Here is a 13,933-nt window from a genome sequence, read left to right on the forward strand (position 1 = left end):
ACCCCAGGAAGGCTTCACCCGTGATTCTTCTGCTCTCCACGTCCGACACCGATCTGCTGAGCGCCCGCGCCAGCCAGGAAGCCGGCGACGGCGTCGCCTATCGTTGGGCCAATCCCTCACGCTTGCTGGTCTCGGAGGACTTGCCGCCCTTGCTCGACGGCGTCGACCTCGTGATCGTTCGTATCCTCGGCAGCCGTCGCAGCTGGGAAGACGGCCTGGAGATGGTCCTTGCCTCCGGACTCCCCGTAGTCGTTCTCGGCGGCGAGCACGCGCCGGACGCCGACCTCATGGAGTGCTCGACGGTCTCCGCCGGTGTTGCTGCCGAGGCGCACAACTACCTGGCTGAGGGTGGCGCGCAGAATCTGGCACAGCTGCACCACTTCCTGTCCGACACCGTCCTGCTCACCGGTCACGGTTTCGAGCCGCCGGCCCACCTGCCTTCCTGGGGGATCGCGGATTTCGCGCCCGATCTCGACTCGGCGACCGGTCCCGTCATCGCCGTTCTGTACTACCGCGCTCAGCACCTGGCCGGAAACACCCGGTATATCCAGGCGTTGTGTGACGCCGTCGCCGAGGCCGGTGGCACAGCGCTCCCGATCTACTGCGCATCACTACGAACCGCAGAAGCCGAACTTCTGACCACTCTGCGCCGCGCCGACGCCATGGTCGTGACAGTTCTTGCTGCCGGTGGCACCAAGCCCGCGACGGCGTCCGCCGGTGGCGACGACGAAGCCTGGGATGTTGCCGCACTCGCTGCGCTCGACGTCCCGATCCTGCAGGGCCTGTGCCTGACCAGTAGCCGCGCCACCTGGGACGAGAACGATGACGGACTGTCGCCTCTCGACGTCGCGACCCAGGTCGCGGTGCCGGAATTCGACGGCCGCATCATTACAGTCCCGTTCTCATTCAAGGAAATCGACGCCGATGGACTGTCCACGTACGTCCCCGACGTCGAGCGCGCTGCCCGTGTCGCCGGGATCGCGGTCCGTCACGGCAAGCTGCGCCACATTCCCACCACCGAGCGTCGCGTTGCACTCATGCTCTCGGCGTACCCGACCAAGCACGCCCGCATCGGCAACGCCGTCGGTCTCGATACTCCGGCGAGCGCAATCGACCTGCTCACCGAAATGCGTTCTGCCGGTTACGACCTCGGTCCGGTCGACGGTCCGGACGCAGTTCCCGGCCTGGCGGCGAAGGACGGCGACGCGCTGATCCACGCCCTGATCGCGGCCGGCGGCCAGGATCCCGACTGGCTCACTGCCGAGCAGCTCGAGGGAAATCCGATCCGAATCTCGGCAGCGAAGTACCGCGAATGGTTCGCCACGTTGCCCGAAGAGCTGCGCAGCGGTGTCGAAGAGCATTGGGGCACAGCGCCCGGCGAGCTGTACGTCGACCGCTCACAGGATTCCGACGGCGAAATCGTCATCGCGGCACTGCGTTTCAACAACATCGTGCTCATGGTTCAGCCGCCCCGGGGATTCGGCGAAAAGCCCGTCGCGATCTACCACGATCCGGATCTGCCGCCGAGCCATCACTACTTGGCGGCCTACCGCTGGATCGCGGCGACGCCTGACGCTGGTGGATTCGGCGCCGACGCGGTTGTGCACCTGGGCAAGCACGGCAACCTCGAATGGTTGCCGGGCAAGACACTCGGCATGTCCAGCAACTGCGGCACCGACGCAGCGCTCGGCGACCTGCCGCTGATCTACCCGTTCCTGGTCAACGACCCGGGTGAGGGAACACAGGCAAAGCGTCGTGCCCACGCGACGCTCGTCGATCACCTGATCCCACCGATGGCCCGCGCCGAAAGCTACGGCGACATCTCCCGTCTCGAGCAACTGCTCGACGAGCACTCCAATATCTCCGCACTGGACCCGTCCAAGCTCCCGGCCATTCGCCAGCAGATCTGGACGCTGATGCGTGCTGCCAAGATGGACCACGACCTCGGCCTCGCGGAGCGGCCCGAAGAAGACGTGTTCGACGACATGCTCCTGCACGTCGACGGTTGGCTGTGCGAGATCAAGGACGTCCAGATCCGCGATGGTCTGCACATTCTCGGGCGCGCTCCCGAGGGCGACGCCGAAATCGAACTGGTCCTCGCCATGCTGCGTGCCCGTCAGATGTGGGGTGGCGAACAGAGCGTTCCCGGTCTGCGTGAGGCTCTCGGGCTCAGCGAAGACGGCGACGAGTCCCGCAGCCGTGTCGACGATATCGAGGAAAAGGCACACGCTCTGGTTCGCGGCATGTACGACGCCGACTGGAACCCCGCCGCCGCCGAAGACCTCAGCGACGACGAGACCGTCGTGAAGATCCTGCAGTTCGCCGCCACCGAAGTAGTTCCACGCCTCCGACAGACGAACAACGAGATCAAGCAGGTCCTGCATGCGCTTGACGGCGGTTTCATCGCGGCCGGTCCGAGCGGCTCGCCGCTGCGCGGCCTGATCAACGTGCTTCCCACCGGTCGCAACTTCTACTCGGTCGACCCCAAGGCAGTTCCGTCGCGTCTGGCGTGGGAGACCGGTCAGGCGATGGCCGAGTCGCTCGCCGCTCGCTATCTCGCAGATCACGGCGAATACCCGCGCTCGGTGGGTCTGTCGGTGTGGGGAACCGCAGCCATGCGTACCTCCGGCGACGACATCGCCGAAGTGTTTGCGCTCCTCGGTGTTCGCCCCGTCTGGGACGAAGCAAGCCGACGCGTCGTCAACCTCGAAGTCATCGATCTCGAAGAACTGGGCCGACCGCGCATCGACGTCACCGTCCGCATCTCCGGATTCTTCCGTGATGCGTTCCCACATGTGCTCGCATTGCTCGACGACGCCGTTCAATTGGTGGCAGCGCTGGACGAGACGGACGAGCAGAACTACGTGCGCGCTCACGCACAGGCGGATCTCGCCGAGCACGGCGACGCCAGACGTGCGACCACCCGCATCTTCGGTTCGAAGCCCGGAACCTACGGCGCCGGCCTGCTGCAACTCATCGACTCCAAGACCTGGCGCGGTGACGACGACCTCGCCGAGGTGTACACCAACTGGGGCGGCTTCGCGTACGGACGTGGGCTCGACGGAATCCCGGCAGCCGACGACATGCGCAGCGCATACCGTCGAATCAACGTGGCGGCCAAGAACACCGACACGCGTGAGCACGACATCGCCGATTCGGACGACTACTTCCAGTACCACGGCGGCATGGTTGCCACCGTGCGCGCGCTGACCGGGAAGTCACCCGAGGCGTACATCGGTGACAGCACTCGGCCGGAATCGGTTCGCACACGCACACTTTCGGAAGAGACCGCGCGTGTCTTCCGGGCGCGCGTGGTCAACCCCCGCTGGCTCGACGCCATGCGCCGTCACGGGTACAAGGGTGCATTCGAGATGGCGGCCACGGTCGACTACCTCTTCGGGTACGACGCCACCACCAACGTCGTCGCGGACTGGATGTACGAGAAGCTCGCCGAGACCTACGTTCTGGACGAGCAGAACCAGAAGTTCATGACGCAATCCAATCCGTGGGCCCTGCACGGAATCGCCGAGCGGCTCCTCGAAGCCGCCGAGCGAAACATGTGGGAGCACCCCGAGCAGAAGACACTCGACGGCTTGCGTCAGGTGTACCTCGAAACCGAAGGCGAACTCGAGGGGGAGTAGACCTCGAGCATTACCGGCAGGTCCGGGCGCTGACGTGTTTCAGCGTCCGGAATTGATGATCTGAGCGATGTTCCGCTCCGCCAGAGCAGTGATTGTCAGTGACGGATTGACGGTGCCGGTGCTGCCCGGAATGGCGGCGCCGTCCATCACGTACAGGCCGTCGTAGCCCTTGACTCGCCCGTAGCCGTCAGTCGCCTTGCCCAGCACCGCACCGCCGAGGGGATGTGCGGTGAACGAGGAATTGACGTCCTTCGCGAACGGCAGCGCCGACGGCAGCGTGGTTCCGGCGAACGCCATCTTGTTCTGGACGGCGCGCAGCGCCTCGACGGTGGCGTCGTTGCCGTTCTTCGGCCAGTTCAGCACAACCCGATCGGAGCCGCCGTCATAGGCGAAGTCGGCGCGTTGCGAGTCGAGAGTCATACCCAGGGTTCCGAGCATGCCGATGTTGACGGGTAGGCCGGGGACGTACCAATTTTCGAGGGAGAGTGGCATTCCCGACTCGTCGACGATGCGTGATGCCGACGGTGCCGCTTGCGCATTGCCGTCACTGAAGCCGAACGAGCGCACCATCCCGGCGTCGCCGTTAGTTCCCCAGCCTTTGCCGACGTGTTCGTTGAGGTTCGGCAGCGCGCCGGTCGCCTGGGCACGTACCAGCAGCTCGGACGTGCCGATCGAGCCTGCACCGAGGAACAGACGGTCACAGGTGAGTGTCTTCCGGGCCAGAACGCCACCCGTCGGATCCGTCGATTCGACATCGACGACGTAACGTCCATTCCGTTCGCGACTGATCGCGAGCACCTGGTGCCCGTAACAGACGGTGACTCGTCCGGTGGCTTCGGCGGCCGGAATGTAGTTCTGCGTGAGGTCGAACTTCGCGCCGTTGGAATTACCCATGTTGCTGTCCCCGACGGTGGCCGAGGCTCGGGTTCGGCCGTCGAGTTCTGAGCGCACCACGTCCCAGTTCCAGATCCCGTCGATGCGTTGCGGATCGAAGCCGGCACGACGAGCGTCCTGGTCCCAACGACGGGAGTGGCCGAAGTTCGGGGTTTGGTAGATGTCTTCGGGCAATGGGCTCAGACGCAGCATCTGGCGCACCTTGGGGTACCAGGTGGACGCCATCTCGTCGTAGTCGAGGGAATTGCCGAAGACTGCTTCGAAGAATCGGCGCTCGGGCGCAATCATCACGCCGGTGAAGATGACGGAACCACCGCCGACGGCAGCGCCGCGCCAGACCGAGATGTGTTCGTAGTCGGTGGCATCGAGGACGCCGCTGAAGTAGTCGCACACCACAGGAAGCCCGGTGAGGTTGGTGAACGATGTTCGCCGGAACACTCCGCGGCCGTCGGCCAGCATGTCGGAGGTGTGAATCTCCCGCTGCGGATCGTGCGGCCAGCGAAGTCCGCGCTCGAGAATCGTGACCTGCGTGCCGCTCTGCGCCAACCGGAGAGCGGTGGCGCTGGCGCCGAAACCTGAGCCGACGACTATGGCCTCGGAATGCTCCGGGGGAATAGGCGAGGGTGCGAACAACTCGGGGACGAGTGCGCGGTAGTGATCGGCACCCATCGGTAGCTCACGCAGAGGCGCGGGGGCGGCGTGGCTGATCGAGGTCGACATGAGCGGTGTCGCGGCTGCAACGGCTGCGCCCATCCCGGCCGCTTTGAAAAAGTCACGACGCTGCATGTGTTTGTTCGACTCCCCAGTTCGACGATTTGCCTCAGAATAACTCGAGGTGGAGTTTGTGGACGAAACGGCGTCTTCAATGCCTCAGGAAACCGGATAAATCGTGCATAAGTGGCATGTTTCAGCCGAGGTTGTGCGATCGCCAGATAGTCGCGGAAGTCGGTCTGTGTTCAGCGGGAGGCACTCACACCTATCCTCGAGGAGTGAACCCCGACTTCAAGCGTGTCTCCGAGGCCAAATACGTCCTACTCACGACCTTCCGCAAGGACGGAACGCCGGTGGCGACTCCGCTCTGGGCCGCACCGGACGGCGACAAGCTCCTGATGTGGACCGTCACAGATTCCTACAAGGTCAAGCGCATCAGGCGAAACCCGTCAGTCACCGTCGCTGCGTGTGACGCTCGGGGAAATCCGAAGGGTGAACCGGTTGCCGCCGTCGCCGGGATCCTCGACGGACCGGGCACCGATCATGCTCGCGACGCGATCGCGCGTCGCTACGGAATCCTGGGCTGGATCACCATGAAAGGCAGTCTCCTGCGCCGCGGCAAGACCGGAACGATCGGACTTGCCATCACTGCAGCCTGACCGAGCATCAGTTGCCGAGTAGATCGTCCAACGCTGAATCGAACCGCGGATAGGTGAATGGGAAGCCGTTGTTCGCCAACACTCTCGACACGGCATGCCGACCCGTCAGGCCCAGGGCAGCGTCGCTGCGCAAAAGGAACGCGCCGATTCTGACCATGAACGCGGGCGTCGGCGGCGCAGGTGGGCGATGAAGGTGCTTGCGCAGCCCGGCCATCAGTTCTGAGTTTCGGACGGGATCCGGAGCAGTCGCGATGACCACCCCCGAGGCAGCCGAATCGGGTTCGAGTGCCCAGCGCACGATCGACAGCCAGTCCTCGATGTGAATCCAACTGGTCCACTGCCTACCCGAGGCGACGCGTCCCCCCAGTCCGAGACGCACGAGCAACAGCAGTCGCTCGAGCGCCGGCGTGCCTTTCTCCAGGACGACGCTGGTCCGCAGGATCACTACTCGTGACGTGTTGGCGCCCTCGACCGCTGCCTCCCAGTCCTTTGCGACGTCGGTCATCTGAGGCGGCCCGTCAGCGAGAGGAGAATCCTCGTCCAATCGGGTCTCACCCGCATCGCCGTAGATCGCGAGCGTGCTCGCCTGGATCCACACCGGAACAGGGCTCGCCAGTAGTTTCGACGCTTCGACCAGCGCGCGGGTCGGATCGACTCGGGAACTGGTGAGCAATGCGATGTTTGCAGGTGTGGGTCGGCGATCGACCAACTCGCCGGCCAGATTGATCACCGCAGCGCCGTCGAGTTCTCCCGCCCAGTCGCCTACCGTGACGCCGTCCCACTCAACCTGCCTGTGTCTGCCGGGTTTCGGTGACCGAGTCAGAACCACGACGTCATACCCGCGGTCGGCGAGATCGTCGCTGATCCGGCGGCCGAGAGCACCGGTGCCACCGGCGATCACGACCTTCGCCATCACTGTGCCTGACTGACCGAGGACATGTGGAAATCGGGAATCCGCATCGGCGGCATAGCCGTTCGAGTGAACCAGTCTTTCCACTCGCGGGGGAGCGTGATCTCGGTGCGGCCCGCCTCGGTGACCCGCCGCAGGAGATCGAGGGGGCTCTCGTTGAAACGGAAGTTGTTGACGGCGCCGACGATCTTGCCGTCCTCGATCAAATACACACCGTCTCGCGTGAGTCCGGTCAGTAGCAGAGTCGCGGGATCCACCTCGCGGATGTACCAGAGGGTCGTGAGCAGCAGTCCCTTCTCGGTACCCGCGATCATGTCCTCGATCGACGTGTCGTCACCACCGGTCAGGATGAGATTGTCGCCGGGAACTGCGACGGGTCGACCGAATTCTTGGGCAGCGTGGCGCGGGTATGCCAGCGCATTGACGACGCCGTCTCGGACCCAGTCGACGGGTTCGATATCCATGCCGTTGTCGAACAGTGAGACGGACTCGCTCGACGACGTCGTGATCACGAACGGCGCGGACTGCAAGCCCTCGGCCTCGGGGTCGGAGGTCAGAGTGAGTGGCAAGGCGCCGAGTTTCTCGCCGATCCGGGTGCCACCGGTGGAGGAAAGTGCGGTGTGCCCCTCTTCGGCGCCGCGACCCTCCATGGTCCACATCAGATAGATCATCAGGTCCGCCACAGCAGATGGCGGGAGAATCGTCTCGTAGCGGCCGGCGGGCAGGCTGACGGAATTACCCGCCCAGTCGAGTCGAGTGGTCAACTGCGACAAGAGCTTCGGCACTGAAATGTCGCTGAAATCGACAGTTCCGGATCCGACCCAGGCACTCGCGTCGCCACGCTTGCCGTTGATCTCCACGGAGCCGGTGGCCTGAGCCGTTCTACGTCGCACGCCCGTCGAGGTTCCCAGCCAGGTGGTGTGCAACTGGTGGTGAGCGAAGCCGAACAACTGGTCGCCGCCGTCGAAGGCCGTCGACAGGTCGGCAGCCAACGGCGCAAAGACACCGATGTCGGTCAAGGCGGCCGGCAGGTCCCAGTCGGTCTCCGCCGCGGATTGGGTGATCAAGTCGGATGCGTCGTCAGCGGGGGTGGCTGTGCGCGCAGCTTCTTCGCTTGCCTGCACGAGTGCAGAAATCTGCTCCGGATCGACACTGCTGGAACTGACAGTGCCCACCTTCGCGATGTCACCTTCGCGCACGATCGAAATCACCGTCCACGTCCGGGACAGTGAGACTCCGTTGGTAGTCATCGAATTGTTGGCCCACCGCAGCGACGCCTCACTCGCATCGGTCACGATCACCAACGATTCGTCTACCGTCCTCGCGGCCAATGCACGCTCGACGACTTGCTGCGGATCGATCACTGCTGAGCCTCCGAACGAGTGTTGAGGATGTTGACTCCGCGGAACAGAGCGGACGGGCAGCCGTGGCTGACCGCCGCAACCTGGCCGGGTTGCGCCTTGCCACAGTTGAATGCGCCTTGCAGGCGCCAGGTCGACTTACCGCCGACGGCTTCCATCGAGCCCCAGAAATCCGTTGTCGTCGCCTGATATGCCACGTCACGCACCTGGCCGTCGAGCTTTCCGTCGCGGATCTTGAAGAACCGCTGACCGGTGAACTGGAAGTTGTAGCGCTGCATGTCGATCGACCAGGACTTGTCTCCGACGACGTAGATGCCGTTCTCGACTCGCGAGATCAGGTCTGCGGTCGACGTGTCCGTAGAAGGGTCGGGGGAGAGCGAGACGTTGGCCATTCGCTGAATGGGAACGTGATGTGCGGAGTCGGCGTACGAGCAGCCGTTGGAACGCGTCAGTCCCAGTCTCGGCGCGAACACTCGATCGAGTTGATATCCGACCAGTGTTCCGTCGGCGACCAGATCCCACCGTTGAGCGGCGACTCCGTCGTCGTCGAATCCGACGCTGGCCAGACCGTGCTCTTGGTTTCGGTCGGCGGTCACGTGCATGAGCGATGTTCCGTACTTCAATGTTCCCAGCTTGTCCGGCGTCGCGAACGACGTACCGGCGTAGGCCGCTTCGTAGCCGATTGCCCGGTCGTATTCGGTGGCATGCCCGATGGATTCGTGGATCGTGAGCCACAGATTGGTCGGATCGATCACGAGATCGGTCGGACCCGCTTCGACGGTCGGTGCCTTCGTCTTTTCGGCCAGCCACTCCGGTATCCGGGCGAGCTCCTCACCCCAGTTCCACGTGCTCTCCGCCCCGAGATACTCCCATCCGCGCCCTACCGGCGGCGCCAAGGTACGCATCGATTCGAAGCTGCCGGCCGACTTGTCCACGGCTGTCGCTTCGAACTCGGGGTGCAGACGCACCCGTTGCTGGGTGATCGACGAACCGGCCAGATCCGCGTAGAAGGTCTGCTCCTTGACCTGGAGGACGCTCGCCGTGACGTGATCCACGCCGTCAGCGGCTTGAAGCCGCCCGGAATAGTCGACCAGCAGGGCTACCTTGTCGGCCGTCGGTGTCGCGAAGGGATCTTCGAGGTACGGAGACACCCACGTCGCGTCGGCGTAGACGGGCTCGTCGGCGAGGGTGACCGGATCACGATTGAGCGAGCGCAGTGCCTTCGCGACCTCGACCGCTTGGCGTGCCAGCGCAGTCGCGACGTCAGGGGACACCTCGGCATGCGAGGCGAACCCCCACGTGCCGTCGACGATCACGCGGACGGCGACCCCGATCTCGTCTCCGTCCGACACGGCCTGAACTACACCGTCGCGCAACCGTATCGACTGTGTGAGCATGCGGTGGACACGAACATCGGCGTGCTGGGCACCGGCTGTTTTCGCTGCCGACAGCGCCGCATCAGCGACAGCTCGCAGCGGGAGGGCGAGGAAATCTGCATCGACATCTCGGGTGACGGTCACGCACACGACGCTAGCCGACGACCGCCGATCTCAGCCGAACTGCTGCCATCCGAGGCGAATCACCATGGCGATCACGACAACCAACAGCGTGATCCGCACAAACCCGGATCCCTTGCTCAACGCCATCCGTGAACCGATGACCGCGCCGAGAACGTTGCAGACTGCCATCGCCAAACCCAAACTCCACCAGACATGTCCGGTGACAGCGAAGTACGCGAGTGCGCCAAAGTTGGAGCCGAGATTGATCACCTTCGCCATCGCTGCGCTGCGGACGAATTCGGTTCCGAGGAAGGTGGCGAAGCTGATGATGAGGAACGTGCCCGTGCCCGGTCCGAGCAAACCGTCGTAGAGGCCGATGAGTCCGGCGGAGAGCAGCAGGACGAGGACGGTCTTGCGCTGCGTCGGACGATGTGTGGCGATCGTGGTGCCCAGCGTCGGACGCATGGTCACGAAGACGGCAACGGCGACGAGGACGACCATCACGATCGGAATGAAGTACTTCTTGTCGATCAGTGAAACGGCCGCCGCTCCGCACGCGGCTGTCACCGCGGCCAAGGCAGCCGCCGGAGCCAGCTGCCGCCACTCCATGGGGATTCGACGCGAGAACGTGTACACCGCGGCGCTCGTCCCGGTGAAGGCCGTGAGTTTGTTGGTGGCCAGGGCCGCTTGCGGGGTCAATTGGGGTGCGACCAGAAAGAGCGCGGGCAGCAGAATCAATCCGCCGCCGCCAACGACGGCGTCCACCCAACCCGCCGCCGTCGCTGCCGTCATCAGCAGTCCCCAATCAGCAATATCCACGGCGGTGACTCTTTCACAGCTGTGACACTCTTGAGCACATGCGGAGGTTCAGCCTGTGGCTGCGAGGAAAGCCGATGATCGCGGACAGCGCTCTGGCGCTCGTGTTCTTCGCGCTCGAAGTTGTCACGTTCGTGAGCTCACCTCGCGAGGAACGATGGCCTCAGCTCGTCGTCGGATTTCTGATCTGTCTGCCGGTCGTGTGGCGTCGCAAATTTCCCCGCACCTCCGCAGCGGCCATATTGTCCATGTCGTATTTCGCGACCCTGGTGATGTGGGCGACAGGGGACCCGGCTGCGGAACATCCAGGACTGCTGGCACTCGGCGTCTCGCTCTACACACTCGTTGCTTACGTCGATCGACGGACCGGGGCAATCTTCGCCTGCTTCCTGGCGCTGGACATGACTCTCTCGTTGCTCGTGATCCGCGAAGACGTGATCCTCACGATCATCATCGCGACGCTGCTCTATACGCTCGCCTGGATTACCGCCGAGTTCTTGAGCGCGCGACGCGCTTACGACGAGGAAGTGGCAGCCAGGCTCGAAGTGGCCGAGTACGAACGGGATCGGCGCGCCGAGGATGCGGTGGCCACGGAAAGAACCCGAATCGCCCGCGAACTCCATGACGTCGTTGCCCACGCGGTCAGCGTGATGATCGTCCAAGCGGACGGAGCGTCGTACGCGGTCGAATCCAATCCGGCGTTGGCCAAGAAAGCTCTGGGCAACATCTCCAGCACTGGACGCGACGCCCTTGCCGAGCTTCGCCGTACCGTCTCACTTCTGCGCACCGAGGTCAGCAGCGACGCGATGCCGCAACACGGAACGGCCGGTATTGCCAAGGTCGTCGAGATGATGCGTGCCGCCGGACTCGGTGTGCGCCTCGAGCTGACCGGTGAACTCGACGACGTCAGTCCGTCGGTCAGCTTGGGCATTCATCGCCTCGTCCAAGAGTCCCTGACCAATGTCCTCCGTCACGCCGGCGCAAATCCGAAGGCACGAGTCACCGTGCGCCGCACCGAAACCGCGGTGCTGCTCGAGGTGGTCGACAATGGAACATCGAGTTCGACCTTCTCTCACGGTTCGGGGAACGGACTGGTCGGCATGCGTGAGCGGGTGGCGGTACTGCACGGAATACTCGAGACCGGACGACGCCCCGATGGCAGTTGGCGTGTCTATGCGGAACTTCCACTCGAGATCCACGATTGATACTGGCTGGGATCAATCGCGTTGGCACCGACGTCTCAGGCCCGATAGGTTTACGCCGTGCCCATCACCGTGCTGCTAGTCGACGATCAGGAACTCATGCGGATGGGCCTGAACATGGTGCTCGAAGCACATGAAGACATCTCGGTCATCGGTGAGGCCGGCGACGGAGCCGCGGCGGTCGCAGCTGCGGTGGCGCTGAAGCCTGACGTCGTGTTGATGGACGTGCGGATGCCGATTGTCGACGGAGTGAAAGCCACGGAGCAGATTCTTGCCTCCGGGATCGAGTCTCGAGTCCTGGTGATGACGACGTTCGACCTGGACGAACACGCGCTCGGCGCCCTGCGAGCCGGAGCGAGCGGATTTCTTCTCAAGGACACCCCGCCCGAGGATCTGGTGTCGGCCATCCGCAGCGTGGCGGCCGGTGATGCGGTTGTCTCTCCGAAGGTGACACGTCGTCTGCTGTCGAGGTTCATCGTGGACGGTCCGGCGCCGCGACGCGATCCGGTGGTTCTCGACGTCCTCACCGAACGCGAACGCGAAGTCCTCGGACACGTTGCCACGGGACTGTCGAACATCGAGATCGCACAGCAGCTGTACCTGTCCGAATCGACTATCAAGTCGCACGTCGGACGCATTCTCACGAAACTCGACCTGCGCGATCGTGTGCAGGCGGTGGTGCTGGCCTACGAGACCGGATTGGTGACTCCGGGCGCGTAGGCCAGCTGCCGGTCAGGCCGCGAGCGCTTCGCTCTGCTCAGGCATCGAAGGCGCCCACTGTGGGGAGCACGATGCAGGACTTTCCGTCGGCGTAGTCGACATTGCCGAACAGTGCGGCAAATACCTTGCCGTCACCGGTGTCGACGACCTTCGAGAGCAACGGCGTATCGAGTACCGGCAACTTCTCGTCCAACGGGACGATGCCGCCCTTGAACGTGCCGACGTTGATCCAGGCAACACTCAACCCTGAGGTCTTGGGAATGCCCACGTAACCCGGGATTGCCTGGAAACGAAGGTGATCGGCCTCGACCCACGGCGGCAAGGGGAAGTTCGGACCGGCCTGCGCGGAGCTGAGCGTGACGGTGACAGGCTCGCCGGCGATGCCGCACCCGACCGTCGGTGCCGGGTACATGAACGACTGAGGCTTCGTGACGCCGATGTCGGGGATATCGAGGGCTGCGGTGATCTGGTCGGCGCCTGCCGTGCCGATCAGCTGCTGAACAGCAGCAGAGGCTTCGGGGGAGATGGCTGCGGCCTGGGCGATCAGCGCAGCAATACCTTCGGGTGCAACCGGTTCTGCGGCGGCGGTTCCGGCGCTCATCATCGTGGTGCCGGCGGTGAGTGCCACGACGGCGGCGGTGCCGGCGAGGGCGGCCGGGATGCGTCGGGCGAATGTCTTGCCGGGGAGTCGGCTCATGTCGGGCTCCTTCATTTCATGAGGCCGGAAAATGCGGCCCGAAGTGACTTGACCATGTCCAGAGCCTCAACGTCAACTTGAGGTTTAGAATCGTTAGCGGAGTGTTAGTTAACGCCAGGCAAGTCGACGGCGCCCCGCGGAGGCCCCATGTGACTCACGGCACCCGTCTGTTTGCAGGTCTGCATCGTTGTCGGGAGAAAAACCGGCCCCTCGAGCGTTGAACGGGTAGACCGTCTGAAAGGGGACGTCATGATCGCCGCCGTATTCCTCCTCTACGTGATCGTCGAGATCGCAGCCTTGGTCATCGTGGGCAACGCCATCGGTGTTGCCTGGACCGTGCTGCTGTTTCTCGCCGGATCGCTTGTCGGATTGATCCTCATGCGTTCGCAGTGGCGACGGGTCATGGACGGATTCCGTAAGGCCACGCGGGGTGAGGGATCGCCGTCACTGGCGGTCGCCGACGGCGCCTTGGTCGCGGCCGGCTCCGCATTGATGTTCGTACCCGGGCTCGTGACTTCCGTTCTGGGCCTGCTGCTTCTGATTCCGCCGACCCGCTGGGCACTGCGCCCGCTTGCAGTCCTCCTGGCAGGCAAGCGCGCAGCAGCATTTGCTGCCGGTGGTGACGCCTTTGCCGGAACCGTCGGCTACGCGGCGCGGATGCGCGGAAACGGCGAGGTGATCGACGGCGAGATCATCGTCGAGACACCTGAAACCACCGAGTACGTGGCCAGCAACGGCAAGGAACTGGTCCTCGAGGGTGAGATTCTGGACACGGATACACCCACCCGTTCGCGGGGGCCGCAGTACTAACAGGCAGACTGGG

The 13,933-nt window shown here is 64.1% G+C and carries 11 protein-coding genes; 5 read left to right on the plus strand and 6 right to left on the minus strand.

Annotated features, from left to right (window positions below; all coding sequences use genetic code 11):
* Positions 1 to 20: 20 nt before the first annotated feature.
* Positions 21 to 3,641 carry a cobaltochelatase subunit CobN gene (gene cobN, locus ACSW29_RS21125; protein WP_448278219.1) on the plus strand — a complete coding sequence of 1,207 codons (3,621 nt, stop codon included), beginning with the start codon at positions 21 to 23 and terminating at the stop codon, positions 3,639 to 3,641.
* Between the two features lie 39 nt (positions 3,642 to 3,680).
* On the opposite strand, the gene ACSW29_RS21130 is transcribed toward cobN, so the two are convergent.
* Positions 3,681 to 5,321 (minus strand): GMC oxidoreductase, encoded by a 1,641-nt coding sequence (locus ACSW29_RS21130; protein ID WP_448278220.1) that lies wholly within the window; start codon positions 5,319 to 5,321, stop codon positions 3,681 to 3,683.
* 203 nt (positions 5,322 to 5,524) lie between these two features.
* On the opposite strand from ACSW29_RS21130, the gene ACSW29_RS21135 reads away from it, so the two are divergent.
* Entirely contained in the window at positions 5,525 to 5,905 is a 381-nt protein-coding gene (locus ACSW29_RS21135; RefSeq protein WP_448278221.1) for a PPOX class F420-dependent oxidoreductase, read from the plus strand.
* A 7-nt stretch (positions 5,906 to 5,912) separates the two neighbouring features.
* On the opposite strand, the gene ACSW29_RS21140 is transcribed toward ACSW29_RS21135, so the two are convergent.
* From ACSW29_RS21140 to ACSW29_RS21155, 4 genes are read right to left on the minus strand one after another with little or no spacing between them, the layout of a single operon-like run.
* The gene (locus ACSW29_RS21140) at positions 5,913 to 6,818 is read right to left on the minus strand and encodes a TIGR01777 family oxidoreductase (protein WP_448278222.1); all 906 of its coding nucleotides are present in this window, start codon (positions 6,816 to 6,818) and stop codon (positions 5,913 to 5,915) included.
* Positions 6,818 to 8,179 (minus strand): metallopeptidase TldD-related protein, encoded by a 1,362-nt coding sequence (locus ACSW29_RS21145; protein ID WP_448278223.1) that lies wholly within the window; start codon positions 8,177 to 8,179, stop codon positions 6,818 to 6,820. Before ACSW29_RS21145 ends, ACSW29_RS21140 begins: the two co-directional genes overlap by 1 nt.
* Positions 8,176 to 9,696 (minus strand): TldD/PmbA family protein, encoded by a 1,521-nt coding sequence (locus ACSW29_RS21150; RefSeq protein WP_448278224.1) that lies wholly within the window; start codon positions 9,694 to 9,696, stop codon positions 8,176 to 8,178. The genes ACSW29_RS21145 and ACSW29_RS21150 overlap by 4 nt, the downstream gene beginning before the upstream one ends.
* 30 nt (positions 9,697 to 9,726) lie before the next feature.
* Positions 9,727 to 10,494 carry a TSUP family transporter gene (locus ACSW29_RS21155; protein ID WP_230815638.1) on the minus strand — a complete coding sequence of 256 codons (768 nt, stop codon included), beginning with the start codon at positions 10,492 to 10,494 and terminating at the stop codon, positions 9,727 to 9,729.
* A gap of 38 nt (positions 10,495 to 10,532) precedes the next feature.
* On the opposite strand from ACSW29_RS21155, the gene ACSW29_RS21160 reads away from it, so the two are divergent.
* A complete protein-coding gene (locus tag ACSW29_RS21160) occupies positions 10,533 to 11,696 on the plus strand; it encodes a sensor histidine kinase (protein WP_448278225.1) in 1,164 nt (387 codons plus the stop codon).
* Positions 11,697 to 11,753: 57 nt separating this feature from the next.
* Positions 11,754 to 12,413 (plus strand): response regulator, encoded by a 660-nt coding sequence (locus tag ACSW29_RS21165; RefSeq protein WP_003945024.1) that lies wholly within the window; start codon positions 11,754 to 11,756, stop codon positions 12,411 to 12,413.
* Positions 12,414 to 12,450: 37 nt separating this feature from the next.
* Here the strand turns inward: ACSW29_RS21165 and ACSW29_RS21170 are convergent, their stop codons facing one another.
* The gene (locus ACSW29_RS21170) at positions 12,451 to 13,110 is read right to left on the minus strand and encodes a hypothetical protein (RefSeq protein WP_448278226.1); all 660 of its coding nucleotides are present in this window, start codon (positions 13,108 to 13,110) and stop codon (positions 12,451 to 12,453) included.
* Between the two features lie 249 nt (positions 13,111 to 13,359).
* On the opposite strand from ACSW29_RS21170, the gene ACSW29_RS21175 reads away from it, so the two are divergent.
* A complete protein-coding gene (locus ACSW29_RS21175) occupies positions 13,360 to 13,920 on the plus strand; it encodes an FxsA family protein (protein ID WP_003944915.1) in 561 nt (186 codons plus the stop codon).
* Positions 13,921 to 13,933: the final 13 nt, after the last annotated feature.

It is taken from the genome of Rhodococcus sp. GB-02 (assembly GCF_053470465.1).

Excerpts from the sequence above, each read along its gene's own strand:
- ACSW29_RS21130 (WP_448278220.1), bottom strand. The coding sequence starts at position 5,321 with ATGCAGCGTCGTGACTTTTTCAAAGCGGCCGGGATGGGCGCAGCCGTT.
- ACSW29_RS21175 (WP_003944915.1), top strand. The coding sequence starts at position 13,360 with ATGATCGCCGCCGTATTCCTCCTCTACGTGATCGTCGAGATCGCAGCC.
- ACSW29_RS21170 (WP_448278226.1), bottom strand. The coding sequence starts at position 13,110 with ATGAGCCGACTCCCCGGCAAGACATTCGCCCGACGCATCCCGGCCGCC.
- ACSW29_RS21140 (WP_448278222.1), bottom strand. The coding sequence starts at position 6,818 with ATGGCGAAGGTCGTGATCGCCGGTGGCACCGGTGCTCTCGGCCGCCGG.
- ACSW29_RS21160 (WP_448278225.1), top strand. The coding sequence starts at position 10,533 with ATGCGGAGGTTCAGCCTGTGGCTGCGAGGAAAGCCGATGATCGCGGAC.